This window comes from Mycobacterium sp. SP-6446 (genome assembly GCF_001954045.1).
Taxonomy (GTDB): Bacteria; Actinomycetota; Actinomycetes; order Mycobacteriales; family Mycobacteriaceae; genus Mycobacterium.
On the sequence record NZ_MBEM01000211.1, the window covers coordinates 70,551 to 96,628 of the forward strand.

At 64.0% G+C, this 26,078-nt stretch carries 18 protein-coding genes and 2 pseudogenes; 8 read left to right on the forward strand and 12 right to left on the reverse strand.

All coding sequences use genetic code 11. The features are described 5' to 3' along the window. Window positions 1-670 precede the first annotated feature (670 nt). Window positions 671-1,612: a cytochrome P450 gene (locus A5736_RS19100; protein WP_175611334.1), complete on the forward strand. Its 942-nt coding sequence runs from the start codon at window positions 671-673 to the stop codon at window positions 1,610-1,612. A gap of 482 nt (window positions 1,613-2,094) precedes the next feature. After that, window positions 2,095-3,513, forward strand: a pseudogene (locus tag A5736_RS19105) (DHA2 family efflux MFS transporter permease subunit); the annotation flags it as partial. A 322-nt stretch (window positions 3,514-3,835) separates the two neighbouring features. On the opposite strand, the pseudogene A5736_RS19110 reads toward A5736_RS19105, so the two are convergent. The 4 genes and pseudogenes from A5736_RS19110 to A5736_RS19125 form a co-directional block, all read right to left on the reverse strand. Then, window positions 3,836-5,200 (reverse strand): annotated as a pseudogene (locus tag A5736_RS19110) (class II 3-deoxy-7-phosphoheptulonate synthase); the annotation flags it as partial. Window positions 5,201-5,331: 131 nt separating this feature from the next. Continuing rightward, window positions 5,332-7,068: a 2-succinyl-5-enolpyruvyl-6-hydroxy-3-cyclohexene-1-carboxylic-acid synthase gene (menD, locus tag A5736_RS19115; protein WP_076247991.1), complete on the reverse strand. Its 1,737-nt coding sequence runs from the start codon at window positions 7,066-7,068 to the stop codon at window positions 5,332-5,334. 20 nt (window positions 7,069-7,088) lie between these two features. Next, complete coding sequence (locus A5736_RS19120) at window positions 7,089-8,501, reverse strand: isochorismate synthase MenF (protein ID WP_139333424.1); 1,413 nt, start codon at window positions 8,499-8,501, stop codon at window positions 7,089-7,091. A gap of 372 nt (window positions 8,502-8,873) precedes the next feature. Then, complete coding sequence (locus A5736_RS19125) at window positions 8,874-9,935, reverse strand: cupin domain-containing protein (protein ID WP_076247995.1); 1,062 nt, start codon at window positions 9,933-9,935, stop codon at window positions 8,874-8,876. Between the two features lie 161 nt (window positions 9,936-10,096). Here A5736_RS19125 and A5736_RS19130 point away from each other — a divergent pair, with 161 nt between their 5' ends. Next, the gene (locus A5736_RS19130; RefSeq protein WP_139333425.1) at window positions 10,097-10,933 is read left to right on the forward strand and encodes a hypothetical protein; all 837 of its coding nucleotides are present in this window, start codon (window positions 10,097-10,099) and stop codon (window positions 10,931-10,933) included. 133 nt (window positions 10,934-11,066) lie between these two features. Then, window positions 11,067-11,960: a fumarylacetoacetate hydrolase family protein gene (locus A5736_RS19135; protein WP_083667568.1), complete on the forward strand. Its 894-nt coding sequence runs from the start codon at window positions 11,067-11,069 to the stop codon at window positions 11,958-11,960. Window positions 11,961-12,162: 202 nt separating this feature from the next. On the opposite strand, the gene A5736_RS19140 is transcribed toward A5736_RS19135, so the two are convergent. Further along, window positions 12,163-12,999: a DUF899 family protein gene (locus A5736_RS19140; protein WP_083667570.1), complete on the reverse strand. Its 837-nt coding sequence runs from the start codon at window positions 12,997-12,999 to the stop codon at window positions 12,163-12,165. Window positions 13,000-13,449: 450 nt separating this feature from the next. Here A5736_RS19140 and coaD point away from each other — a divergent pair, with 450 nt between their 5' ends. The 3 genes from coaD (at window position 13,450) to A5736_RS26450 (ending at window position 15,911) form a co-directional block, all read left to right on the forward strand. Continuing rightward, window positions 13,450-13,932: a pantetheine-phosphate adenylyltransferase gene (gene coaD, locus A5736_RS19145; protein WP_076248000.1), complete on the forward strand. Its 483-nt coding sequence runs from the start codon at window positions 13,450-13,452 to the stop codon at window positions 13,930-13,932. A gap of 795 nt (window positions 13,933-14,727) precedes the next feature. Then, window positions 14,728-15,126: a hypothetical protein gene (locus tag A5736_RS26090; RefSeq protein WP_139333426.1), complete on the forward strand. Its 399-nt coding sequence runs from the start codon at window positions 14,728-14,730 to the stop codon at window positions 15,124-15,126. Window positions 15,127-15,740: 614 nt separating this feature from the next. Further along, window positions 15,741-15,911 (forward strand): hypothetical protein, encoded by a 171-nt coding sequence (locus A5736_RS26450; protein ID WP_175611336.1) that lies wholly within the window; start codon window positions 15,741-15,743, stop codon window positions 15,909-15,911. Between the two features lie 224 nt (window positions 15,912-16,135). On the opposite strand, the gene A5736_RS26455 is transcribed toward A5736_RS26450, so the two are convergent. From A5736_RS26455 to A5736_RS19165, 3 genes are read right to left on the reverse strand one after another with little or no spacing between them, the layout of a single operon-like run. Further along, the gene (locus A5736_RS26455) at window positions 16,136-18,661 is read right to left on the reverse strand and encodes a LysM peptidoglycan-binding domain-containing protein (RefSeq protein WP_175611337.1); all 2,526 of its coding nucleotides are present in this window, start codon (window positions 18,659-18,661) and stop codon (window positions 16,136-16,138) included. Between the two features lie 5 nt (window positions 18,662-18,666). Further along, window positions 18,667-19,044: a YbaB/EbfC family nucleoid-associated protein gene (locus A5736_RS19160; protein WP_076248003.1), complete on the reverse strand. Its 378-nt coding sequence runs from the start codon at window positions 19,042-19,044 to the stop codon at window positions 18,667-18,669. Next, window positions 19,041-19,331: a WXG100 family type VII secretion target gene (locus A5736_RS19165; RefSeq protein WP_139333427.1), complete on the reverse strand. Its 291-nt coding sequence runs from the start codon at window positions 19,329-19,331 to the stop codon at window positions 19,041-19,043. Before A5736_RS19165 ends, A5736_RS19160 begins: the two co-directional genes overlap by 4 nt. 166 nt (window positions 19,332-19,497) lie before the next feature. Between A5736_RS19165 and A5736_RS26100 the strand changes: the two genes are divergently transcribed. Further along, window positions 19,498-19,815: a hypothetical protein gene (locus A5736_RS26100; RefSeq protein ID WP_139333428.1), complete on the forward strand. Its 318-nt coding sequence runs from the start codon at window positions 19,498-19,500 to the stop codon at window positions 19,813-19,815. A gap of 428 nt (window positions 19,816-20,243) precedes the next feature. Here the strand turns inward: A5736_RS26100 and A5736_RS19175 are convergent, their stop codons facing one another. The 4 genes from A5736_RS19175 to A5736_RS19190 form a co-directional block, all read right to left on the reverse strand. After that, window positions 20,244-23,903 carry an FHA domain-containing protein gene (locus tag A5736_RS19175; RefSeq protein WP_076248009.1) on the reverse strand — a complete coding sequence of 1,220 codons (3,660 nt, stop codon included), beginning with the start codon at window positions 23,901-23,903 and terminating at the stop codon, window positions 20,244-20,246. Window positions 23,904-23,946: 43 nt separating this feature from the next. Beyond that, window positions 23,947-24,216: a hypothetical protein gene (locus A5736_RS19180; protein ID WP_076248011.1), complete on the reverse strand. Its 270-nt coding sequence runs from the start codon at window positions 24,214-24,216 to the stop codon at window positions 23,947-23,949. 4 nt (window positions 24,217-24,220) lie between these two features. Continuing rightward, a complete protein-coding gene (locus A5736_RS19185) occupies window positions 24,221-24,709 on the reverse strand; it encodes a YbaB/EbfC family nucleoid-associated protein (protein ID WP_076248013.1) in 489 nt (162 codons plus the stop codon). A gap of 319 nt (window positions 24,710-25,028) precedes the next feature. Continuing rightward, window positions 25,029-25,604 (reverse strand): hypothetical protein, encoded by a 576-nt coding sequence (locus A5736_RS19190; protein WP_139333429.1) that lies wholly within the window; start codon window positions 25,602-25,604, stop codon window positions 25,029-25,031. Window positions 25,605-26,078 lie beyond the last annotated feature (474 nt).

The following is a 26,078-nucleotide window of genomic DNA, read 5'->3' on the forward strand; positions in this document are numbered from 1 at the left end:
TACTTACTGTATCAGCGCGACGATACGCTTTGTATCATCGGAAGGCAAGGCTGGCTCAGGACTGCCCACCTCGGCGATTGGTCCGAGACCGGAGGTGGCGGCGATGATTGAGTGGCGAGGTCGTTAGCCCACCTTGGTGAAGCCCGATCGACGAGGAGGGCGAATCCCGTCGACCAGCGAGCGGGACCGCAACGTATAGGTACGTCACCTAGCAGCTACTGATGTGTCGCCATCAGAGCCCCAATGAGAATGGCTGTTATGTCTCCGGGGCGGGCGTAGGCCGGGCCAGTGCATAAGCGCGCAATCCGAAAGGTTCGGTGCGGCAGCACCCGCACCCCCCCGGAGGCCTGCTGGCGCTACTGCACATCGCCACCGCCGTACGCGCGGCGCCCAGCAGATCGACCAAAGCTACCCGGCATTGATGGAGTGCGAAATTCAGATGACTGACGCCACACGGGAAATGCAAAGCAACTATCTGGACTCCGCCCCGATGGCGCTGGACCGGACTGAAGGTTGGCGTTACATGAGACGGCCCGGAGCTGTATATGAGGCGGCAGGGACGTGGTACCTAACGAGCCTCGAGGCGGTGCGCTTCGCGCTTCGTAATCCCGAAATATTCTCCTCTGCAAGAGCTTTCGCAATCGGAAGCCCAGTTCCGCTACTGCCTCTCATGACCGACCCGCCCGATCACGCCCGCTACCGGAAGATCTTGGACCCACTTCTCTCACCGAAAGTCGTCGCGGCGTTGGAGGATAGCCTTCGCGCACAAGCCGCTGCGTTAATCGACGACTTCGTGGGCTCGGGCGAATGCGATGTTGTCAAGGACCTCGCGGAGTTGTTCCCTACTCAAGTGTTGCTGACGCTATTCGGTCTGCCGGTCGAGGACCGTGACAAATTCCGCAGCTGGGGGGAAACCGTTTTGTCACAGGCTCACGACGTGGCGTCAGACGTACAGAAAGAAGCTGGCCTGGCGATGTTCGCCTACCTGCAGGACAACCTCGAGCGAAAGCGCGGCCGGCTCGGCAACGACATGTTGAGCAGAATCCTAGCGATCACCGGCGAGGACCGATGGTCAGACACCGAGCTACTGGGTCTGTGCTTTACTTTCGTACTCGCCGCGATCGACACGACCAGCGGCGCAATCGGCTTTCTGTTCTACTATCTTGCACGGCAGCCTGACCTGCGCCGCAAAGTAATCGACGATCGGGCCACCGTCGTGCCCTTGGTCGAGGAAGTTCTCCGGATTGAGGCGCCTGTTCCCTATATGCCACGTCGTACTACCCAGGAAGTCGATGTGTGCGGGGTTAGAATTCCGGCCGATGCCTACTGCATCGTCATGATGGGTTGCGCCAACCGTGATATTGGCGGCGACTTTCCTGATGAGATCGACCTAGACCGGGCCGGCCGCACCCACCTGAGTTTCGGTGGAGGTATTCATCGATGTCTCGGATCCCATCTGGCGCGCCGGAATTTGCGGCTTGTGGTCGAGGAATTCCATCGGCGCATACCGGACTACTGGATTAAACCCGGGTTCACACCTCGCATTGCGTGGCCGCGCGCGACGTTCCACTTGGAGACACTGCCGGTCCAATTTCAACCTCGATCGCCATAACAGCGCTCGCGAAAACATCAAATTCCCGGCTATCCGCGTCGAGCGCCCATTGCTCGACTCGGCTGACGGGCCGCAGGTTGTCTAACCGTTGATACACGTTGTATCGTCAGTGATACGCCCGAGATCGGGTTACGCAGATCCGGCCGCAAAGGCGCGACCGAGCAAAGGACTGCTGAGGTATGTCTGGTTACCAGTCTGGGTGGATGGACCGCGGCCTTGACACATCGCGGGGGCCGAGGCGGACCTCGCACGAGATCAACCACCGGCGCGAAAAACCGTATAGCACATCTCAATTGGGATTGCGGGCGCTGCCAAGCGCAGACGCGGATCCACGCGTACCCACCCCGGAGTTGACCCATGGCGCCATCCGCGCCGGGTGCACCGGCGGTGACCACGACCGCCGTCCACGCGGCAACGCGGGCGTGCCGCACCGAGCCCCGCGAAGCATAGGCCTTACGACCGCGGCGAAGCCCACGAACACGGCTGATCCCTGGAAGGCGCTCTGGGCCATGATGATCGGCTTCTTCATGATCCTGCTTGACGCCAACATCGTCGCGGTCGCCAATCCCAGCATTATGGCCGAGCTCGGCATCGGATACGCCACGGTGATCTGGGTGACCAGCGCCTACCTGCTCGCGTACGCGGTTCCGCTGTTGGTGGCTGGCCGGCTCGGCGACCGATTCGGCCCCAAGAACCTCTACTTGCTCGGCCTGGCTGTGTTCAGCGCCGCCTCGTTATGGTGCGGCCTGTCGGGCAGTATCGGCATGCTGATCGCTGCCCGTGTTGCGCAGGGCACCGGGGCAGCGATGCTTGCGCCGCAGACCCTTTCGATGACCACTCGCCTTTTTCCGGCGGAGCGTCGCGGTGCGGCGCTGAGTGTATGGGGTGCCACCGCCGGCGTCGCCACGTTGGTCGGCCCGTTGGCCGGCGGTGTACTGGTCGCCGCGTTGGGCTGGGAATGGATCTTCTTTGTCAACGTCCCCATCGGCATCGTCGGCCTGGGGCTGGCGATCTGGCTGATCCCGGCTTTGCCGACCCACAAGCAACGGTTCGATCTTGTGAGTGTCGCGTTGTCCGGGATGGGGATCTTCCTCATCGTCTTCGCCCTGCAGGAAGGTCAGTCCGCCGGCTGGGGCCCGTGGATCTGGGCACTGATACTTGCCGGCATCGGGTTCGTGGCTGCGTTCATCTACTGGCAATCGATCCAAGCCCACGAGCCGCTGATCCCGCTCGAGATATTCCGCGATCGCAACTTCAGTCTTTCCAGTCTCGGCGTGGCACTGGTCAGCTTCGCAACGACGGCGATGGTGCTGCCGTTGATGTTCTACGCGCAGGCGGTGTGCGGGCTGTCGCCGACCCGTTCGGCGCTAGTGGCCGCGCCGATGGCGATCACTAATGGTCTGCTGGCGCCGATAGTGGGCAAGATCGTCGACAGGTCGCATCCTCGACCGGTGGTCGGCTCCGGCTTCTCGGTGCTTGCGATCGCACTGACGTGGCTCTCCATCGAGATGACCCCGTCTACGCCCATCTGGCGTTTGACGTTGCCGTTCATCGCGATTGGAGTAGGGATCGCGTTCATCTGGTCACCACTCGCCGCTACGGCAGGGCGGAACCTGCCGCTACACCTAGCCGGTGCGGGTGGGGGGGTATATAGCGCAACCCGTCAGCTTGGTGCCGTGTTGGGCAGCGCCGGTATAGCCGCGTTCATGACGTCGCGGGTTACTACCGCGGTCGGCCTACCGAGCGGGGGGCATCTGCAGCGGACCGACGGCGTAATTGTGCAACTGCCCTCGGCTGTGCGAGAGCCGTTCTCCGCGGCGATGTCTCAGTCGACGCTGCTGCCCGCCTGCATTGCGCTGTTCGGTGCTGGCGGGGCTCTGTTGATGGTTGGCTTCGCCACTTCGCACGGGCGGACACGTCCCCTCGAGGGTGCCGAGGGCCCCGCCGCGCCGACGGTCCAATTGGCCCAGACCACTACAGCGAACGCCAGTGTCAACACGAACGCAACCGAGGCCCGTTCTTGACAGCTCTTGATCGCCCCGGCCTGCATGGCGTGGTCGTCTGACGACGCGCACCCGGCGCCCAGCCGGTCGGCGCTGCAGAACCGCGATCACCTCGCGGATATCCGGCACACCAACGCTCTTATCAATGGATCATGAAGCACGCGTCCGCAGTCTCGCAAGTACTCGACGAGATTTGCGGTTCTCGTTGCTCTTTGTAGCCGCGTAGCATTTCGGCAACGATGAACGCAAGCTCTAGCGACTGTTGCGCGTTCAGTCGAGGGTCACATGCCGTTTGATAGCGGCCGCCTAGCCCGGGGTCGGAGATCTCTTGCGCGCCGCCGAGGCACTCGGTCACATCCTCCCCGGTGATCTCCACATGGAGGCCACCGGGGTAGGTGCCCAGCGCCCGGTGCACTTCGAAAAAGCCTCGCGCCTCATCAACGATGCGGTCGAAATGCCGTGTCTTGTATCCGGTGGATGACACGTGGGTATTGCCGTGCATGGGATCGCATTGCCAGATCACCTGATGACCTGTGGTCTGCACTTTCTCGATGATCGGTGGCAGCATGTCACGCACGTTGTTGTGGCCCAATCGGCTGACCAACGTCAACCTGCCCGGCTTGTTATGCGGGTCGAGGCGCTCAACGTATTCGGCGGCTTGTTCCGGGGTTGTCGTCGGCCCAAGCTTGACCCCGATCGGGTTGGCGATCGTCTCGACGAATCCGATGTGCGCGCCATCGAGTTGCCGAGTCCGATCCCCCACCCACACGTAATGCGCCGAGAGGTCATACAGTTGCGGCTCACCATGCCGGCTCTCGGAGAGCCGCAGCATGGCGCGCTCATAATCAAGCACCAATGCCTCGTGGCTGGCGAAGATCTCGGCGTTATGCAGGCCTCGGTCATCCACCCCACAAACGCTCATAAACCGCAGCATGCGATCGATCTCCGCGGCCAGCGCCTGATAACGGGCTCGGGCTGGCGAAATCCGGATGAATTCCCTAATCCAATCGCTGACCAGGTGCAGCGAACCCACCGACGTCAGAGCGCGCACCAAGTTCATCGCAGCCGCGGAATTGGCGTAAGCACGCACCAGTCGCGACGGATCATGTTCACGCGCTGCGGCATTCGCGGTCAAGCCGTTGACCATGTCACCGCGGTAGGACGGCAAACCCAACGCGTCGATGTCAGCTGACCGAGGCTTTGCGTACTGACCCGCGATGCGTCCCACGTTGACCACGCGCACGCCGGCGCCATACGTCAGCACCACCGCCATCTGCAGCAATGCGCGAACATTGGCCCTGATATGCGGCTCGGTGTTAGCGATGAACGTCTCTGCGCAGTCGCCCCCTTGCAACAAAAACGCCTCACCACGCGCGACCTGGCCCAGCATGTCCTGCAACCTCATAATCTCCGAGGGCACAGTCACCGGCGGCACGGTCTCCAACAGTGTTCGGACTGGCCCCACTTGATTGGCCGTCCAATTCGGCTGTTGCGCAGCCGGCCTCGTCAACGCATCGTCCAGCCGAGCACTCAGATCCGCCGGCATCGGAAACGTCTGGTCGAACGGAGAACCCAGCGGTTGCATCGGGACTGCCGCAGCTCGCGACGAGGTGACGTCTTCGCGGGCAGCTTCATGTTGAAATTCGGCAGTCGGGCGCTCAACGGTTCCTAGCGCCATCGAGGTTCCGGTCTCGAATGCCTCGGTGCCCGCGGATGTCAGGACTCGAGCAAGCATTGGCGCTCACCTTCGTCGGCGAGAAAGTCCAGCAATGTCCCCTCACCAATACCGGGCCCATCGTCCAGGTGTTGGTGGATGTGCTGTTTGAGGCGTTGGTGCAGTTTGGCGTTGACGCCTCGGGCCGTATGAACTTCCAGGATGCGTGGACCGTGACCGTTAATGCCGGCGATCAGCTGCGATGGGGTGGAAGCCGTTTGATGTTCCCAACCAGTGGCGGCGGCTAGCCCGGCGAGGTCAACGCTGTGAGGTGATGCGAACAGGTCCTCGAAGCCGATGGCGTCGGCGGTATATCCAACAAGCGAGAAGATGCCTCCGCCTTGGTTGTTGATGACGATAAGGGTGAGATCCGGCCGCGCGCTGTGTGCACAACTGATAAGACCAGTGGTGTCGTGCAGGAAGGTGAGGTCGCCCATGATCGCGTACGCTTTTCCGCCGCCGGTGGCCTGGTGCGCCAGGGCCGCCCCGATGGCGGTGGAGGTGTTCCCGTCAATTCCGGCCAGTCCGCGGTTACAGATGATGCGGAGAGCTCGACCGGCCGGCATGGTGATTTCGGCGTCGCGGATCGGCATGCTCGATCCGATGAAACAGAGCGCGTTTTGGGGAATGTGATTGAGCACGTCTCGGATGAGCCGCGGTTCGCTGAGGTCCGACTCATCGAGAAAATCGTCGAGCGCACGGCGAGCCAACTGATCGGCAGCGCGCCATTGCCGTAGCCAGGACGCGTCCGCGGACGGCCCTACGGGTAGCGGAAGCGTGGGGACGACTTTGTGCGCGCTGCGGGTGGGATCGGCCCAATCGGTGTGAGAATCGACGACGATGTGCTCGACGACCTCGTGCACTAGGCCGAGAATCTCGCGGGATATTCCTGGGCGACCGACGCTGACGATGATCTCGGGCATGAGCCGCTGCCGCATGGTTGCGTGGCCCAACAAATATGGGTAGGTGGTGATGGCGTTGGGCCCGCTGCGGGCGTTACTCTGCGGTTCGGCCAGTAGCGGCCAACCGGCTGCCTCAGCGAACGCGACAGCTGCATCACCGTCATCTACGTCGTCGCCGACAATCACGAGTCCTTTTGAGCGCGCCGGTATTTCGGTGATGATCGGCGCGGCGGCGCAGCGGGGAGGCGGCGTTATGGCGACCCATGGTTTGCCATCGGGTCTGCCGGGAAACCGTGAAAGTGGGTCGTCTGCAAGATCGAAGGTGAGCGGTTCGCGCAGCGCCACGTTGAGGTGGACCGGCCCCTGTGCCGCCGAAGCAACGATTCGGCAAACCAATGATCTCCAATAGTTGTTTGGCGAAGGGGCCGCATTCTCCTCCGGAGAAATCGGACCCACCTCCGCAAACAACCGTACGGCTGAACCGTAGAGCTTGACCTGATCCGTTGTCTGACTCGCGCCGGTGCCACGCATTTCCGGGGGGCGGTCGGCCGTCACTACGATCACCGGAAGATGGGAGTGGCTCGCCTCCATTACTGCTGGATGTAGGTTTGCGGTTGCCGTGCCGGACGTGCAAACGACGATGACGGGCCGTCGACTTGTTTTTGCCATTCCAAGCGCGAGGAAGCTGGCCGCCCGTTCATCGAAGTGCATATGCAGGCGTTGGCCCGACAGCATGGCCCGCTGATGGAGTGCCTGCACTAGCGGTCCCGAACGTGCCCCCGGAGCGATAACGATGTCACGGATGCCGCATCGGGCAAATTCGTCGGCCAGAACCACTGACAGAGACGTAGCCGAGTTCACGAGGCGACCAAGATGCCGTCAGCGATACCGAGTGCTCTGCGCATCGTCTGCATCTTGGCGCAGCTCTCGGCGTATTCCTCGTCAGGATCGGAGCCTTTCACGATCCCGCAGCCTGCATACAGGGTTGCAGTTGCATCGATGATCGTGGCGGAGCGGATGGCAACCGCGAACTCGCCGCCGCCGTCGGCACCCGTCCAGCCGATAGGCGCGGCATACCAACCTCGGTCGAACAGCTCATGAGTGTCCAGCCACTCCAACGCTTGTGTGCGTGGAAAGCCGCCAACGGCTGGCGTGGGATGCAGCATTTCGGCCAGGCGCAGCAGATCAACCGCCTGAGTCGGTCCGGTCGCGCTGATGGTGGTCTGTCGATGCTGAATGTCCGCGAGCTTCAGCACCGGCTCATCGCCAATGGTCCGGACATCACGAAAGAACTTTTGCAACGTGCGCCGGACAAAGTCCGCGACGATGACGTGCTCGCTGACGAGCTTGCGGTCGGCTTGCAACCTGCGAGCAAGTTGCGCATCACGAGTCGGGTCGGAATCGCGGGGCGCTGATCCTGCAAGTCCGTGAGAATTAGCGCGTTCGCCGTCGAATTGGACCAGGCATTCGGGGCTGCTGCCGATGAACCAGCGATTATCCAGCTCGACACCAAACACCGCCCCGGCATCGTGTTGGCGCACCATGGAAGCCAATACCGGTGTAACGGCAAATGGTCCGTCGAAGGTGGCCTGCAATTGGCGCGCCAACACCAATTTGTCTAGTGTGCCCGCTTCGATCGCGTCGAGTACACGCTGCAGCGATAGCTTCCATTCGAGCGGCGATGGTATTTCCCGCAGCGACCTCACGCAGGATTGCCGGTTGGGGCGGACCACCGAGTCGCTCGTGATGGTGCGGGCGGCCCGTGCGGCGCGTTCTACGGCTGCGGCGTAGCCTGAGCGCGGCCCTATCCACGCATTAAGTGTCAGTGTTGGTACCGAACCTGCGTTCTCGGTCAGCTGGGCTGTCGGCAGCCACATCAAAGCGTCCGGGAATCCACCGAGTCGCTTTCCCGAATTCGGTAGAAAGCTGAATCCCCCTACGAGAGAAGGCTGATGACCGGTGCCGTCGACGAGCGCACCATCCCGGCATTCCGTCCAGGAGGCAGACACCTGGTCGAACCGGTTAACCCCTTGGCCGATCAAGTCCAGCGCCATGCCCACCGCAAGTCGACGTTCTCCAGTCCACGACGATGCCCACACGAACGTCCGTCCAGTCTGATTGGGCAGGTGACGAACTCGTTCCGCCACTGACGCGTCCGGCACCGCGAATGTCGAACTAACCAAGGTTTGTCGCTGTCGCTGGGCCGCGACTGCCTCTCCGGCTTGACACAGGTCGGCGAAATTCTTCAGTTCGCGCTGCAGAAGGTTCATGGCCGCGCCACCGCTGCCGCGAGCGCGTTGGCACTCGCACGTGACCGTGGCAGCCACACTTGGATGCTGACGCCATCGACGTCAGTGCATGGCGACTGCCAATTCGTCACCTCTCGGCAGTCCTTTCCTGGATGCGCAGGCGAGCACCCACCGACCGCAGGTGCGATACACTATGTATCGGACTGGACATGACGATACATGGTGTATCGTCATGGGGCTAGAGCCAATTTGCCCCTTCGGCGCTAACAGTCAGCGGCCGCCAAGGTTGCCTAAATACCCCCCAGCATCGCGAACCCGGCTGTGCGGTAAGAACTCCCGAGCGATGCGGTGGCCTGGCGACACGTTCTGTTAAGCGGGATGTGGCCGGATTGGTCAACGATGATCAGCTTGCAGCACGTCAACGCCGCCGTTCGCCGTCTCGCAGCGGTATAGCCCGAGGCCCTCTAGAACCGGCGCATCGCTGGTGGAAAACAAGTCGAGATCCACGTCCGCCCTGATCGACCACGCCTGCCACGAGGGGATCGCAACTACGTCGCCGCGCTCGATGTCGAAGGTTTCGTCACCGACACGAATGCTGCCAGCACCATGGAGAACGCAGGCCACGCGGCCGCCTGTTTGCCGTTCGGTTCCCGTCGCGCGGCCGGCGAGTACGCGTTGCATCTCGCAGCGCATCGTAGGCAGAACGTCGCCGCCATCAATCGGATCGACGTAACGAACGCGGGCGTGACCGCCTCCCCTGACGCTGAGTTGCGTGCTTAGAAGAGCGTCGATCTCCGCCCAGGGATGGACCAGTCGGGACGATCGGCGATCAGTCGCGGATTCCATACGCCCCCCGCCTCGAGGCAACGACTTTTGGTCGCAAATTTCTGTGGACGGCAACGGTTTTGGCGGACCCGGTTCGAAGAATACGGCATCGAGTGCGGCCACGACCGGCAGATCCAATACGTCTAGCCAGATCATGGCCTCAGGTGTGGGATTGCAGTGTTCATGGAACGCCCAACTTGGCGTCAGGATCAGGTCTCCGCTACTCATATACAACGGCTGGCCGTCGACCAAAGTCCACACCCCTTCCCCTTCGACGACAAACCGCAGCGCTGCGGGGGTATGCCGATGCGGTGGCGCGGCTTCATGCCCGTCAAGGTATTGCAGCGCCGCCGATAGCGTCGACACGGTATACGGAGCGCCCTCAAGGCCGGGGTTACAGCACACCAGCACTCGCCGGTCGCCCGCGCTGTCGATCGAAACAAGGTTCCGCGTACCAGTGCCAAGTTCGTGTAACACCGCACCCGGCCAGCGGTAGGGCACCGCCCGAGCCCTCGGTTGAGCGGTGAGCAGTCCGTCGAGTTCCCACAGTGGCTGGAGCGACCATTCCGCCAGTTGGTGGTAGAGCCTGTCAACGCTCGGGTCGGCCGAGCGGAATCGTTGAGCCGTCATCAAATCCGCCCATATTGTGTAGGTGCCGCTCTGTGATACGCTCTGTATCCTGGCGATGATACGCTATGTATCACCTCCTGACTGGCGCAGATAACCCAACGATGGCCCGCATGCCGCTGTCATAGTTGGCAGCTTGGTAGAGGGTCCCTGTGAGGTGAAGCATGACCGTAAGCGCTCGCCTTCGGCGGCTAATCGATGCAGCCTCGCCCTATTGGGCGGCTGAGGCGGAGGTGTTCCGCACATATTGGGACTGGAACAAGCGCACCCGCGAAACGGACCGCCGGTGGCTTGCGTACCAATGCTCGAAGGAAATTTGGGGTTCGGGTTTGGCGCCGCTCGACAAAGGCATTGTCCTGGGACCCGCCGAGGCGCTGGTGGCCGGGTTCTCGAAGGTGGACATCGAGCTCGATCGGCACGATGTCCTCGATCTCGCCGAAGGCTTGCACGCGGAATTTGCACATTATTGTGCCTTCGCCGATGTCCATGACGCGTTAGGGCTCGCCGACGAACCCAAGCTCAATCCTAAAAGCGCCAGGATCGTTTGGCCGGAGGATCGCGCACTCGCGGAACTGCGCCTTGCACACAAAGCGCGTCATCCCAAACTTGGCGCACGCGCAACAAGCTTCACCGAAGGGGGTTACTGCACGCTCTTCTCTGAGGGCATGAAGCTCGTGTCGCGGACCAACGGACCTCATGGACGCGCCAATGCCCTCATCGCTGCGGCCTGCGCCAAGGTCTATGAGGACGAATTCGGCCACATGTTGAAAGGCATCGTCGGGCTGGACGACGAAGAGCCCAGTCCGGACGAATGGCAGACCCTCGAGGAGCTGTCCGTTGCTCAGCTTCGGGCCCGCATTCTCATGCGCAACTCCCAGTTCAGCTATGTGATCGGCGAACCGCGCCTGTCGGCATTGATTGCGGGCGCGTGTGAGCCGATCGCCTTCGACTACGAAAAGGCGCGTCTCGAATTCGCCGGCGCCCCAGTGCTCGTGGATTGAATCGTCGGCGACAAGAGTCCGGATGTTCGGTACTTTGTCGCGTGACGTTTGAGGAGGCCCCACGCGTTATCTGACATACCGCGCAGCCGACGGCTCATTGCATGCGGGGGTAGTCCATCCGGCCGATCCGACGATGATCGTCGACGTGACAAGCCGCCTGCCTCAAGGTGAGGTCGGCCCAATGCGCCGACTGATCACCATCTTGCACGAGGGTGTCAGCATCGACGACCTGATCGGCGACTGCCCGGTGATGCGCCGTCCGTCGGTCCAGGTCGTCGCACCGGTCACGGATCCCACGAAAGTGGTTGCTGCGCCGGTGAATTACCGTAACCATCAAACCGAGATGAAAGCCGACTGCTGCATTGATGCACTCGGGGTCTTCCTGAAGGCCCCATCGTCATTGGTTGAACACCGCGGTGTAATACAGCTGCCGTACGGAGATCGCCGTTTCGACCAGGAGGGGGAATTCGCGGCGGTCATCGGCAGGACCGCTCGTCATGTGCCCGAAGCCGACGCGTTAAATCATGTTTTCGGTTACACGTGCCTTCTGGATATGACGATGCGCGGAGGCGAGGACCGGTCGATGCGAAAGTCGTTCGACACATTTACGCCAATCGGGCCTACCATTGTTTCCCGGGATGAGGCGCCACAAATTGAGGACATGCAGCTTCGTTTGTGGGTCAACGGGGTACTACGCCAGCGCGCCGCCATCTCGGAGCTCATATGGAGCCTGCCGCGTCTGATCGCGTACGCATCGTCGGTGATGACCCTGGTCCCTGGGGATATCGTGACCACCGGTACACCCGAAGGCGTCGGACGAGTTTACGACGGCGATCAATTATCGCTTGAAGTCACGGGCTTGGACCGCCTTGACGCATCCGTGTCGACCAAGGGAGCAATGACCTGCCCAACGAACGGAGTCCGTGGAGGCATCCCGGCGGCGGAAACGTTTACAGCGGTCACTGAACGCATCGATAGAGAGCCTCAACCGTCAATACCATCAGTACCGAATGACATTCGCGGCTGAGATCCCAGGCCGCCATGCGCCTGCAATGTGGTGAATACGACCCACATGGAGACGAAAAGCGGTGAATGACAACCAACTCGACGCGTCCGTTTGGCCAACCATGTCGGACCGATGACACGCGCGACTTTGACAAGTTATCCTGCGGCGCAGCGTATTTGACGAGCCCAAAGTGACGCGGTCCGACCGGTTGTCGCAGCGACGATTATCGCCGAACGGTGAGGTCGTCAGAACGTCCAGCTTCCAAGCTCGACCACTGGGCAATCGGGCGTCCACTCGGCCACTCTGCTATCGGTGGCCAATCGGGCGGCCCGCTGGCTGTTCGCGTGTTGGAGCATTGTCGTGGCCAACCATGGGGTGAGTCCTCCCACGACTCCTGGCGCCCGTACACGGTGGGGTCCATAAGCGCGTAGCTGTAGTCCATCGACTCGACGCCGCGGCGACTCGTCCAATAGGTCTCGAAGACACGGTCGCCATCTCGCAGGTAGCACACGAGGTGAAATAAGCCCGCTTCGCGACCGACAAGGAGGGCGTCGAGGGAGGGCTGTGCTGAGTACCATGGTATGCCCCACCCCATGAAGTCGCGGTAGCGAACGCTTTCGTCGTACGACATCTGGACATCGGCTCCGCGGGAGGCCGTGTTGCGTCCCTGGCAAACGACTGCATAGGTGATGTCGCGCGAGTGCAGGTAGGACAGCCCGCCAACTTGGCTGGTGTAGAACGTGCAGCCTTCGCATTGCTCGGGTGCGGGGTGGCCGGGGTTCCACATGAAGTAGTACGCGATGAACTGCCGGCGCCCTTCGAACGCTTCGAGCAGCGGGAGCGGCCCGTCGGGTCCGATCAGCTCGAGGCCCGCATCTACCTCGACCATGGGTAGACGCCGGCGGGCCGCGGCAATCGCATCGCCTTCCCGGGTGTGCGCCTTGTCCCGAAGCCGCAGCCTGTCCAATTCGGCCTGGAACCTGGCTCGGTCGACTGCCTCGGGCAGAGTCGCTGCATCAGCGCCGGGCGCCCCGCCGAGGTTCGTGGATCCATCTTCCATCGATGTTCCCCCTGCTTCACGACCTCTTCGCTTCGGCACGGGTCACATACCCCAAGCCGACCGGGGAGCCGTCAAGCGGCATGGCCCGGCCGGTGCGGGCCCTGCCTTCGAACATCCCTGACATCCGCCAAGCATTGTAGCCGCCTGCCACCGTGCCAGCTCTATGACAGCTATCGACACCGGCGCGAACAACCATGTGCTGCAGGCGATCACACGCAAACCGCGCATGCAACTTGTGCGTTCCAGCCCTCGGCCGGTTTCGGTGGGCCGTCGTAGTCGTCTTCGTCATCCCGCCTCCACCACTGATATGGGACCGTTGCGGCGATAGAGCACGCGGCACATATCAGGCGTTCCCCGCCCGGCGACCGGTGCGGCCCCCAGTGGGTTTCGGCGACGCCTGCCTGGAGATGGCCGAATCTGGGTGTCCCGTCCCTGCTACCGTCATCGGTCATGAGCGGCGCGGTGTGCCCAGGGTCGTTTGACCCGGTGACGTTGGGCCACGTCGACGTCTTTGAACGCGCCTCGGCGCAGTTCGACGAGGTGGCGGTGGCGATCCTGACCAACCCAGGCAAAAAGGGCATGTTTGACCTCGATGAGCGGATCGCGATGATCAAGGAGTCAACGACACATCTACCCAACTTGCGGGTGGAGGTCGGGCGAGGCCTGGTGGTTGACTTCGTCAGGTCGCTCGGGATGACGGCCATCGTGAAGGGTTTGCGCACCGGCACCGACTTCGAATACGAGTTGCAGATGGCACAGATGAACAAACACATCGCCGGCGTCGACACGTTTTTCATCGCGACGGCACCACGGTATTCGTTCGTGTCGTCGTCGTTGGCCAAAGAGGTCGCCATGCTGGGAGGTGACGTGTCAGCGCTGCTGCCCGAACCGGTGAATCGTCGGTTGCGCGAAAAGCTTTCCATTGGGCAGTGACTCGGTAGGCGGTGGTCGAAGTGATCGCCGATGACGGATCACCGATAGCCTGGACGCTAACAGGGTCGGCCAACGAAAGCGGATCGGCCCGGAAAGCTTGAGCCGCAGTGTTTTCCGGTGGTCGGCGATACTGTCGTCGTGCGCTCGCAGGACTGAGCGGTATTGACGCTGCTGCATCTGCATAGTATCCCCCGCTGGGGCAATGTTCCTGAACACGTCCAAGGCTCGTCAGCCACCGCATATTCCGACTGGATCACGACATTCCTCGAACTGGCGGCTACGACGGGGCCGCCGGACACACCATGGCTGCCGCTTACTACGACCGGGCGGCCGAGTTCTTCATGAGCCCAGACGATCCGCGCCGCGGTCCCCCTTGCTGGCGACCGGCGCACACGCCGGATACCGCGTCATCGCGTTCGACAGCCCCGGAGTTCTAGCGTCATCCGCGACCGATGGCGGGCGCAGATCCTCGTCGACCCCGACGTCGGAATGACGACGGTGGCGCGCGCTCGGCTAAGTCACTACCCCTCGTGCAACAGATCCATGCCGCGCCTCGATGCCTGCTCAGGGTGTGATAGGTATGTATGCCACCTGCCACTTATCACCTACGGATGCATCGAATATCTCGACCGAGTCACGATGACTTCCGTTGGCTGTGCGGCAACGACGCCGTCCGCCGGCTGATCGTCAGCGAGTACTCGCAGGACGGTTGCGGTGCCGGGGCATGGACCCGCCCCGAACCGGCGACAGCCAGAGCGCTGACACCGAAAGCTTTATCGGGGAAAGGAATACGCCATGGCGATGATCACCGTCGCTATCCCCACTTCGAGTGGGGAGACCATTGGGGTGCTGGCGGAGAGGATAACGCCGCATCTGGCGATCCACCCGGCGTTGGTGATTGGTTGCGCTGGCGCCACCGACTACGACGAATCCGCCCTGGAACTGACTTATACCCTCAACGGTGCGATGGTGTGCCAGATCAGCGACCCTCTGACGGTGCGTCCTGGCGCAATTCGCGGGTTCGCTCAGTGGCTCGAAACCGTATGTCCTTTCAGTGAACTGGGCCATGATCTCGTCCCGAAGGGGTTGCCCAAGGCGGTGCGAGCGCAAATTCGCCGCTTCGTTGACGCCCCTAACGATTGGCAACTGCCCTCATGCTCCGAATCGCACACGACCATGCCTGCAGTGCCATGAGCAACCGCGTTGATGACGGGCGGATTCCTGTAAGTGGTTCGGGTGACGGATCGGTGAGCGCGATGGTTCACCCGCAGCCCTGACGGCGCCGCACTTTTCGAAGACGGCAACGCATGCGCGACCGTCGAGGCGAGAAGGAAAGCGGACGGCACCGGTGCCTCGGTCGAACAGGTCGCAGCAATCGTCTGAGTAGTCACGCGCCGGCTCGTAGTTACTTCATGAAGATCGAGGTGATCCACGCCGTACTCATGCAGCAAACTCGACGTTACACTCCTCGATCTCCTTGCGGGTGGGTACATCCGTGAGGTCGATCAACTCCGCAGGCGGCAGCGAACTCGACTGGCAATAGACCGACCTATCCGAGTTGCACAGCCCGGGTGATCGGCATGCTGACTTTCTAGCACCACTAGTAGTACATTGGTTTGCGAGTCCGAAAGCGGTTCTGCGGAAACGCCGGCATCGGAGTTCAAGCCAACCGCGACATGGCGTCGTAGCCGTGAAGAGAAGCCCGCGATTGCCCTTTCGGGCCCGCCCGTTTTAAGTCGTAGATCGATTGATTTTCACGGATTGATACAAACGGTATCACATGACGATACATGGCGTATCGCCATGTAGTGGTAGGGTCATCGAGCGAAGTCGAGGTCGACGCTGCGATGCCGACGCGGCTGGCAGCGGCCGGGACAGCTCAGGTGCGCTCGGGCAGACTCAGGCTGGTAGCGGAATTGTTGATCGCAGTTAACCCGGACGAGGATTCCCGGCCGTCCTACCTGCTGCTGGCGCGGTGACCCATGGCCTCGGTGACCCAGCGGTCGAAGCTGTTGCTCAGGCCGCTTGCGTCAGCGCCGACCGCGTTGTGCCGGTGTTCTATCAGGCTGCGCAGCTCCAAAACGACCGAGCCGTGGCCGGTGCACCATGTTCACCGGGCACGGCTCCCATGAGGTGCCGCTGCGCTGACACGTACGCGCCTGGACCCTGCACGTCGCAGCCCGATGGCGGCGCGAATCTCGTCTTAGGGGATGGTGAATCGTTTGCTTGGGAGGAGCTGGTTGGGGTCGTTGCCAATCACCGCATGGTTGGCTGAATAAAGCTTCTGCCAGTCGATTCCCAAGCGCGCAGCGATCCCACTTAGCGTGTCGCCGGGCTGCACGATGTATGGCAACGGTTGGGTTGGCGATACGCGAGGGACCGTGAGTTTCTCACCGGGGAGCAGCCGGTCGGGTTGGTTGCCGATCACCGCGTGGTTGGCGGAATAGATTGTCAGCCAGTCGATTCCGAAGCGTGCAGCGATCCCACTGAGCGTGTCGCCCGGCTGCACGATATATCCGGGGCCCGAGGTCGGCGGAGTGGGCGCCGGGCCGGCTGGCGGTAGCGTGTGGTGAGGTACGGGCAAGGACGGCGCGGGATGGGGGACGGTGACGCTGTCGGGCCATCGGTAATGGGTCGGGAGTTCTTTCGGGCGAGTTCTGGTGCGCATCGCGCTGCCTTCTCGCGGCTGGGCATTGCGGACCTCGCGTCGTTGGGCTTGGTCGAGTTTGTCCTGCTCGGCTTGGTGCCGCGCGGCGAGTCGGTCGCTTTCCTCCCGCTGGCGGGCCGATAGCTCGTCGCGCTGCGACGGGTCGGCGGTCTGCTGCTGCTCGCGGTGGGTCTGGGTGAGTTGCTCGGTTTCAGCCTGCTGACGTTCTGCCAGCGCATCGCGGGCCGGCTGCAGCCGCTCTTGCCGCATTGTGTGCCACGCCTCGCGACGCCATGCTTGACGTTCGTTATGTGGTAGTGGCTCGTTGTGGGCGAGGTGTTGGTTGTGGGGCTCGTCGTCGTTGGGTGTCAGGTGCGCGCCGCTATGCGTGAATGACTCGGACGTTTTCGGTGCACTAACCGGCGGCGATTGGGGTGATTCGGGCGATGCGGGTGCGGGTTCGGTTGTGGTACGGCCAGCAGGGTCGGTGGTCGTCACCGAGCCGTCAGAGTGAGCAGTGACCGTGTAGCCACCGGCAGTGGTGTGGGTGACGGTGAGCGCTCCGCTGTCGTTGTGCGTGGTGGTGATCGCGCCGTCAGGCATACGCACTGTCACCTGATTGCCCACGGTGGTAGCGGTGACCTCACCGTCGGCCTTGGTCAACGTCGCGGTGGTCGCGCCGTGACGCTCGGTGACGCGCGTACCGTCGGTCGCCGTGACCGTGGTCGACCCATCGGGTGCCGTGGTGCGAGTCTTCCCGTCCGCCGTCGTGGTGGTGGTGTAACCATCGTGACGGGTCTCTGCGCCACCGTCGGCGGTGCGTGTGGTAACCGAGCCGTCCGGCCCGACGGTGCGGGTGGCCAGCCTGCCCCCAGAATCGGTGCTCGTGGTGGTCATCGTGGTGCGGCCGGTTTTGTCGACGGCGGTGGTCACCAGCTCGCCTGCCTCGTTGCGAACCGTCCGCACGCCCGGTTCGGGCGGTCTGCCGACACTATCGGGTGCGGCGCCAAGTTCGCCGATGGAGCCGCGGGGGAAGCCGGCCGTGCCACGGATGACCGCGCCGATCAAACCTTCGGCGTTCGGGTACTGCGGCTTGCCCGTGGTGAGGACACCCGACGCGATACCGTAGATTTGCCCGCTGCAGACGTTGCCGAACCCGCCCGCGGCCAAGCCACGAATGCCCCCGGCCAAGCCCTGAGATGTATCGGCGCCCAGACCCCCGAGCAGCTTGTCAAGAGTCGCACCAGCGAAGTTACCGCCCGGGACCGCGGCCAAGGTGCCTGCCTCGGCGGACACCAGCGACACACCGAGCTCCTCGTAGTTGAACCCGCTGCGGTGTTCTATGACCGGGTCGGCCTGAGCAATGACGTCCTGGGCGCCGACGAACTTCACCGTGGAGGGGGCCGTCTCCCACGCCAGCTTCGGGAGGTACGACACGGCCTTGGCCGCGGTTTCGCCCGCCGCGTCTTCTACCGCACCGTATATCGCCCCCCCGAATCGTTCGACGGCATCGGTCACCGGCTCTACGAGACCGGAGACCAACCGCCCGACAGCGCGAAATACACCCAGCAGCGGCTCGCAGAACCGCTCGATTTCCAGACGTGCCTCGCGCAGCAGCCACTGGAGGTAGATCCGGGTACTCCCGATTTCCTCGGCATCAGCTGCGGGTGCCGTCGGGGGAAAGAGATACGAGGTCGCCAGCTCCCAGGCCAGCAGCACCAGCGATTCTAGGATCATGATTTTGAGCTCGCGGATCTTGGCGCCGGTGCTGTTGGCGGCATCAACAACCAGCTTCATTTGCCCGGCCAAGTCTGCGAGCGAACCGTCGCCAGCGGCGAGTCCCTGCAGTGCGGTCCGCATGGCGTCGCCGCCCGCGCCTACCGGGTAGGCCTGCTGCATCGCATTTGTCGCGGTGCCAAGATTCGGGTGGGCGGATCCGCCTGGCAGCAGTGCCAGGATGCGATCACGTGCGGCAGACCAGTCATCGGCGATCGCCCAGTAGTCGTCCTCGTCCTCGGTCGGCCACGGGTTGCCCGCGATATAGCCCACCCAGTCGAGTTGCGGCGGAAGGTACAGACCCATGGTCGCTAGGGACGCCCCACCCACGCACGCAGTTCCGGGATGTCCTCGATCAACTCCGCGATGGTAGGGATCGCCGCCGGGCGGCGCTGCACGGGCGCCATCACCTCCCGCACGCGGTCGCCGGCCGTGGCCGCTGCCTCCCGCGCGGCCCTCAGCACGGCCGCCGCGATCTCGTCGTAGGCGAGATCGCCGATGTCATCGCACAAGCGCAGATCCACCAGCGCACCCTCGGCATTGACCTTCACCGTCACGCGGCTGTCGGCGGCGTGGGCCTCGACAACGATCTGGGCACGTCGCTCCTGCGCCTGCTTGACCCGCTCGAGGTGTTCGGCGAAACCGTCGATCATCGCTGACAGGCGTTCCCTGGCGTGGTCCTCGCTCATTTGCCGTCCGCAGTGACCCACGCGTCGGCCGCTTGCGACATGGCCAAGGAATAGTTGCCGAGGGTTGTGGCAACGTTGTGTGCGTTTTGGAACAGTTGATCTTTCGCGACCAGATAACCGTGCGCGCCCCCCGCGAAAGCCTCCCCGAAGCTTCCGTGCTCCCACGATGTCCCGCGGCTGGCTAAATCGCGGCGCAGATCATCAAAGACCCTCTGCACAGAGTTCTGCAACGCCGAAACATCAGCTGCCGCAAGCCCTAACAGCGCGGAATCGACCTCAAGATTCATGACGCCAAGGTAACCCAAACCTCAGTATCGGTCGCGTCGAAAAATCCGGATCACCACGATTCGCAGGGAACATACAGGGCCCAATCAGGTTCCGCGACGAACGATCCTGGCGTCGTGGCCTCCGCCACGACCACATTGCCCGGCCGTGTGCCGCCGACTCCGCCGATTGGGTTTCGCGGAGCAACAACTCCCGCACCGGTTTCTCGCTGATGCCAGCCATCCGCGCGATCTCGCCCACGCGCTCGCGCATCGCGCGCAGCGCCGCCCCGCACTGCAGGCGATGACCATCTCGCCGGGCCGCGGCCTCCTGAGCGAACGCATGCCGGCGCCTGGGCATCGAACCATCGACCGCCTCCGCACGCTTGCGGGCATCGAAGAACGCGGCAAAATCCTCGACGTTGGCGTTCGTGGAACGCATCACCTCGGTCTGCGCCGCCGTCGCCGCTTCGCGTGCCGCTTTGTTTCCCATGAACGACACGGCTAAAGCCCGCGAAGCCCTTGGGCCGCACCCAAACCCAGAAATCTCACCACCGCCGCCCTCGCGCAGCTCTGCACCCGACCTCTGAACCAGCTGTCCTGTCCGGTTGAAGATTGCGAGAAGTCCGCTTGCATTGCAGGCGATTGAAAGGTAGCTCGGGACGAGCTGGCGCGATCTGTCCGGACCTACCTTGCATTTTCGGCGATCCCCCGGGCGAGTACTTGCCGTTGAGCCAGGGGTCGTTCGCAGACCCCGTTGTCCCTATCCACACTCCATGGGACGGACACCGAATACTTGGGTGGTTGGAGGACACATGGTCATCCCTACTGAGCAGCTCGTCCAGTGGTGAGCCTGTCGCGCGCCCCAGCACCAGGTCGGAGCCGGAATCGACCGGCAGCAGCTGGGCGAGAGCGGGCATCCGTTGGGGCAACGGGTTACTCCAGCCGCCGCGGTTCAGTGAACCGCGCGATGAACTCGTATTTGCGGCCGAGGCTAACGACATCGCCGTCGCGCAGCCGGGTCGGCTCGGTGCCGACTAGCCGTTCGCCGTTGACGAAGGTCTTCCCGTCCGCGGCCCGTATCCACACGTACCCGTCTGGATGAACTCCGATCCGGGCGTGGTCGGGTGCGATGCCGCGCGCCCAAGCCAATGGTGAGCCGGCGCCCGAGCCGAGCTTGAGCTCTGCGCGCGGCGGGATCCCCGGGGCCAATCGCCCATCGGCGCGCGTGTCCAGACGCAGATCGAGCGGCGGGCGCTCACTCGAGTGGGGTATGTATGAGGCGACCGGCGCATTATCGCCAAAGCTCACTTCGTCGTAGCGGTAGAGAGGGACGGGTTCGTGCGGGCGAATCCGGATCTGGTTGACCCAGGTACCCTCCGCTGACCCGTTGTCCCGAATCCAGGCCGAGCCATCGGGCCTAACCGCGAGAGTGGCGTGGTTGGTTGCGATCCCCGGCTGTTCGGCGATCCTGCGGGGTAGCGGCGAGGACGCCTCATTGCCGAGTGTCACCTCACTGCCCGGCCGAACAGCTATCAAAAGAGTTTCCCTAAGATGAGAGCTCTCCGCAATCGGCAGGACCCAAAGCAGTTCAGTCGGTTTGGGTTCGGTTGCGACCGTTGTCTCGAGGCCGCTCATTTTGAGCGTATCCAAGCTATACAGCGGAACCTTCCGCCCCGGAGTGATCCGGTCGCCGTTGATCCAGGTGCCGTTGCGGGAGCCGTTGTCCCGGATCCAGACGTCTCCGTTGGTGGTAACACCGACGCTCGCGTGGTTGCGCGACATCCCTGCGAATTCGCCGAAGACGGTGGTGAGCGGCGAATCCGTGATTCGCCCCAGCGTCATCTCGGAGCCTGGCGTTAACCGCAGCGGCACTACCTCGTCTCCTTGCGACAGTCGCACGGTGACCGGCTCCGGCCCCGACTGGGTGAATCGGGCAGTGATTTCGTGGCCGCTTCCGAGACGGATTGCGTCGCCGTCGCGCAATAGGTACTCGTATCTCGGCGGCAGTCGATCGCCGTTGACCCAGGTGCCTCCGGTGGAGTTATTGTCGCGGATCCACAGTCGCCCGTCAGCGTCCGAGCCGACGGTCGCGTGCTCAGGTGTCTCTGATGCGGGAGCGATGACCAGATTCGGGTCTGGGTTGCGGCTTAGTTGGATCTCGTCACCCGGGAGGAATTGGAACGGAGTCTCGTCGCCGCCGTGAGACAATCGCAGCAGCATGGGCACCTCACCCCGGCCGCCCCCGTCGCCTCGGTCCGGACGATCGCCAACACCGCCCCCGTCACCCGGCCCCGGTCCACCGTGGCCAGCACCGTCGCGGCCACCGCCCCGGCCCGGGGGATCGCCAGCGCTGCTTCCGTCACCAGGTCCCGCTCCACCATGGCCACCACCGCGGCCGCTACCACCATGGCCGCCGTCACCGCCGCGATAGCCGCCACTACCACGGTGGCCGCTGTCACCACCGCGATAATGGTCTGCCCCACCGCCGCTGGCGCCGGGGTCTGGGGTGTTGTGGCCGTCGCGACCTTCGCCGCCACCCTTGTGTGACTCCGGCTCGCCTGGGCGCGGACCGCTGTCGTCGTGGCTGGCTTTGATGATGCCGATGTCCTTGCCTGCGGCAAGTGGGTCTCGGGTACGGGTGGCGGCGGCGGGTTGTAGGTCTCTGGGAACGTCGCGGGCAACGCTGCTGCGCCGTAGCTGTTTGCCGGGGCGAGCACCGGCGGGCCTGTGGGCGTCGCCGCGGGTGTTGCCTGGGCGGGCAGAGTCGCTGCGGGTGCTGAACGGATCGGTTGGGCGCCCGCTCTCGCCGCGGGCGCCCTCGCCGCGATCCACCAGGTGAGCGTCAGCACCGGACCGGGCGGCCTGCGTGGTCGTGGCTGGCTCGGGACCCAGGCGCTCTGTCGGACTCTCCACGGTGCCGCCGGTGTGGGCGGGCGCCACCCGCTCAACGCCGCCGTGCTGGGTGCCCGGGCCGGTGTGCGCGGGGCCGGTGTTGGAGGTATGCGCGGCCGGAGCTCCGGCGGGCTGGGTGGCGGGCTCCCCAGCGACAGAGGACGATTCGGCAAGCTCGGCCCGTGCATCCGGTGTGGGGCTTGGCGGCCCCACAGTGGAGCCGCGCTCCGGGGAGGTCGGCGGTGTGGGGCTCGGGTCTGCTGTGTCGGCGGCGTGCACCGGTGTGGCCGCCGATGGATTTTCCGTGGTGCTGGAGGGCGTGACCGAATCTGGATGTGGTGGACTGGCCGGGTCGGTGGGGGGTCTGGTCTCAGGCGGCGAGGTTAGGTTCAGTACTCCTTCTTCGTGGGTCCTGGCGGCCGGTGTGGTTTCCGCCGTCGCGGTCGGGGTGGCGTTGGCGGGCCGGGTGTGCGCATCGGCGGTATTGGTTGGTTCGCTAGGGTGCGCGTTCTGGGCGGCCACCTCGGTTGGGGCCGATGCGTGCCGGGGAGTGGATCCGGTCGCTGAGTGCGTGCCCGGGTCATCAGCGCCTGGCGAGCCATGGGCTTCCGTGCGGCCGGTGGGGGCGGCCGGGCTAGTGGGTTTGGTGGGCGACGGGCCTGTATCGGTTTGTGGTCGGCCCGCATTCGGGTCAACAGGTCCGTCCTTAGCCGCGGCTTCCAGGCCGCTCGAAGGTGCACGGGCTGCCTCAGCGCCGTTAGCTGGTACCGGGCTTTCGGTGGGGGCATGCATCGACGCGCTGTGGTCGCCGGCCCCATGCGCCGCCCCCAACGCACCAAGGCCGACACCGGAAAACGGGTCTGTGAACTCACCTGTAGTGAGCCCGCCGGCGGTGTTGGCGGCAACCATGCCCGACATCCCGGCCACCGCGGCTTTCGCCGCACCGGCCACACCGCCGCTCTCGGCGCCCAGCACATGGGCGACCTCGGTGCCGACTCCTCCGGCGGCGAGGCCTTCGGCTTCTGAGACCACCATGGTCTTCGCGAGGGTTTCGAGGCTGAGCTGCTGGGGGTGGCCCTCACCGGCTAACACCGCAGCGGTGAACCCTTGTTGCTTGAGCCCAAACCCGACCGCCTGCGATCCGCCTCGGATCGCCATCGAAGCCACCGTGGTCCGGGGTGCTGCCGCAGCAAGGGTGTCGGCGATATCGCCGGTAATCTTCGAAAAAAACCTGCCGATCACTTCTCTGGCCTGCATCACGATGACCGGGATCCACGTCAGCGATTCATCACCGGTCAGCGGTGCGCTGGCCAACGCTTGCAGAATGTCTTTGCCCGCATAGATCAGCGCGAACACCGCGCCCAGCTTGTAGGCCTGCACGTTGGTTCCGGTGGCATCGCCAGCCTCACCGAAGGTGTCCAGCGCCTCGAGGATCTTGTCCACCGCATAGGGGCCGCCGAACAACTGGGCGATCCGGGTTAAGGCTTCCTGTTGGGTCTGGCCGTCCAACACGTCGACGAGCTGGGTGGGTGCTCGCGCCAAGTCCGGAACCAGCGCTTGCACCTGGGCCTTGAGGGCACGCGCCTGCTCGCCGTGGGCCCACCAGGCGCTTTCGCTGCCGTTGGGCTCAGGCCCCGCCGGCCAGGGCGGGCCTACCAACGCCGCCACCCACGACACCTGCGGGGGTATCTGAATATCCATAGCCGGTGCTTAGGGCGCGATCCGAGGGCCCGGTGCCGGGCGGCTAAGCCTCGTCGGCTGCCGTGAAAATGCGCGCGGCATGCCCTAACACCTCGGCGTGGGATGTCAGGAAATCAGCCTGCGCGGCCACCGCGGCGCACACTCCGGCCCAGTGGGCCCAGTGATCGTTCATGTCGCCGTGAGTTTGCGCGCAATACCCCGTCGGTTGCGCGCCCATCTGGGTTGCCGCCGCCTGATGGCGGGAACCCACATCGCCTACCGAACGAGCGACGCCGGCCAGCCCCTCGGGTTGCACGGCAAATGGGTCAGTCATTAGCTCATCTCCTCACCGTCGGAAACCCAGCCCCATCTTCAGGGTTCTCGTCGCCACCGCCCACCGACATCCCAGGGGATTTCTTCCACGGCGCGCCCGCAGCGAAATCGTCCAGCCCGGGCGGCAGCGCATCCCGCAGCTGCGGGATGTCCTCAACAATGGCCGAAAACGCGGGAAAGGCTTTGTCGCGCTGGTTGATCGGCGCCAACATCTGCGCTACCCGCTGCCCAGCCTCCCCTACCGCAGCCTGGGCTGCCTGCAAGACATAGCCTCCCAATCCATCGAAATCATGATCGTCCAGATACGACGTGTCGATCACGACGTTCACTACCTGGCCCCGCGCATCGACCGTCACCGCAACAGTGCCCTCGGTGGCCCGGCCCTCCACCCGAAACGCAGCCTGTTTCTTTTGCGCGGCCGCGACGTCGGCAAGCTGGCTTTGCAGACCAGCCAACACCTCATCAAGCTGGTCACGCACCGCCTCATTACTCACACCTCACCCGCCCCCCGTGACGCCCACGCTCACCGGTATGATACACGCCGTATCACCTCAACCCGCCACGGCACTGAACGAGAACCTGCCGAGCAGGGGTGCTCGAAGCAGTCCGCGGCGTTTCGAGGCTGCTGCGCGTAGTGTCCAGCAGGGTGCTCTGCTCTTAGCCTCCACCGATCGCGCCACCCAGTTGCGTGGGGTCGGACATCCGTTGGCCCCGCCAGCGAATTGCTGGCCGAGGGGATGGTCACCCGCGCAGTACCCTCCCCGGCCAGCCGTGCGGCCGGCGAGGACATCACCGCGGTCACGCGCGCTCAGGTCATCCGGCACTGCCGGGGCGTCGAAAACGGCGGCCGCGATGTATCGGCTCGTTCAATCCGGGTGTTGACCGTGACCGGCGCCCACGCAGCCGTTTCTCATCTGGCTCGGAATTGTCGCCGTCGGCGGGCTCGGGGTGAAGTAGGGCCGTTCGCTTTGCGACCAGGGTCGCAGTTTGGCTTTCTGGCGGGGTTGGGTGCGGTGCGGCCACAACGCGGGCTCGACGGCGGTGTCGAGGTAAGTGGTTGGCGGGGCCGGGCCGGATGTAGTCGAAGGATCCGATGGTGCGGTCGGTGTCGGGGTCGGCGTCGGGTTGGCTGACTGTTGCGGTGGCGTTTAGGGCGCTTTCGAACAGCACGTTGGGTGGTGACCAGTCGCGCTGGATGACGGGGGCGAGGCTGCGGTGATGCAGCATGGTGTGCCCGCCGCGGCGGTGTTGGGCAAACCAGGCGGCGCTGATCAGGCGAGCCTTGTCGGTGCGCTGGTCGGGTTTGGGGTGGCTGGGGCCGCCGAAGGTGCGCTGGCTGCGGTAATCGTGGATGGGCAGGCTGGGTGGGCGCCAGCTATCCTGGTCCATCCAGTGCGCGATGGCGTCGCAAACCACGCGGGGGCGATAGTCCGGATCGCCCAGGCGCCGCCCGATTTCGGTGGCGAATCGTTTGCTGCATGTCGGGGTTGCCGGCGGCCAGCCGCCGCCAGTGCAGGGTACCGATCAGTTCGGCGACCGCGACGGCTTCGGGGTAGACCGCGGCGAGCAGTTTGGAGGGACTGAAGGTTTCCAGCTCGGCGCCCAGCGGGATGAGCAGCTGCGCCCGCCGGTCCCACCGATGCCGTGCGTCGCGCGCGCCGGGTTCGTGGCGGGCGGTCCATCGGTGCGCGCAGACGAGGAACCCAGTGTTGTAGAGCTGGTTTCTTCCTGACCGTTGACCTCGCTAAGTCTTTTACCGGGTTAACCGTGGGGGTCGTCCGGCCACTCGATGTGGTCGGCGCCGGAGCGCTCGAAGTAGGGCTCGAGTGTGGTGCGCAGCGCGGGGAACAGGTGCGCGCGATC

Excerpts from the sequence above, each read along its gene's own strand:
- A5736_RS19180 (WP_076248011.1), bottom strand. The coding sequence starts at position 24,216 with ATGACTGACCCATTTGCCGTGCAACCCGAGGGGCTGGCCGGCGTCGCT.
- A5736_RS19120 (WP_139333424.1), bottom strand. The coding sequence starts at position 8,501 with ATGAACCTTCTGCAGCGCGAACTGAAGAATTTCGCCGACCTGTGTCAA.
- A5736_RS19130 (WP_139333425.1), top strand. The coding sequence starts at position 10,097 with ATGACCGTAAGCGCTCGCCTTCGGCGGCTAATCGATGCAGCCTCGCCC.
- A5736_RS19190 (WP_139333429.1), bottom strand. The coding sequence starts at position 25,604 with ATGGACCAGGATAGCTGGCGCCCACCCAGCCTGCCCATCCACGATTAC.
- A5736_RS19125 (WP_076247995.1), bottom strand. The coding sequence starts at position 9,935 with ATGACGGCTCAACGATTCCGCTCGGCCGACCCGAGCGTTGACAGGCTC.
- A5736_RS19140 (WP_083667570.1), bottom strand. The coding sequence starts at position 12,999 with ATGGAAGATGGATCCACGAACCTCGGCGGGGCGCCCGGCGCTGATGCA.
- A5736_RS19135 (WP_083667568.1), top strand. The coding sequence starts at position 11,067 with ATGATCGTCGACGTGACAAGCCGCCTGCCTCAAGGTGAGGTCGGCCCA.
- A5736_RS19175 (WP_076248009.1), bottom strand. The coding sequence starts at position 23,903 with ATGGATATTCAGATACCCCCGCAGGTGTCGTGGGTGGCGGCGTTGGTA.
- coaD (WP_076248000.1), top strand. The coding sequence starts at position 13,450 with ATGAGCGGCGCGGTGTGCCCAGGGTCGTTTGACCCGGTGACGTTGGGC.
- A5736_RS26090 (WP_139333426.1), top strand. The coding sequence starts at position 14,728 with ATGGCGATGATCACCGTCGCTATCCCCACTTCGAGTGGGGAGACCATT.
- A5736_RS19165 (WP_139333427.1), bottom strand. The coding sequence starts at position 19,331 with ATGAATCTTGAGGTCGATTCCGCGCTGTTAGGGCTTGCGGCAGCTGAT.
- A5736_RS19100 (WP_175611334.1), top strand. The coding sequence starts at position 671 with ATGACCGACCCGCCCGATCACGCCCGCTACCGGAAGATCTTGGACCCA.
- A5736_RS19160 (WP_076248003.1), bottom strand. The coding sequence starts at position 19,044 with ATGAGCGAGGACCACGCCAGGGAACGCCTGTCAGCGATGATCGACGGT.
- A5736_RS26455 (WP_175611337.1), bottom strand. The coding sequence starts at position 18,661 with ATGGGTCTGTACCTTCCGCCGCAACTCGACTGGGTGGGCTATATCGCG.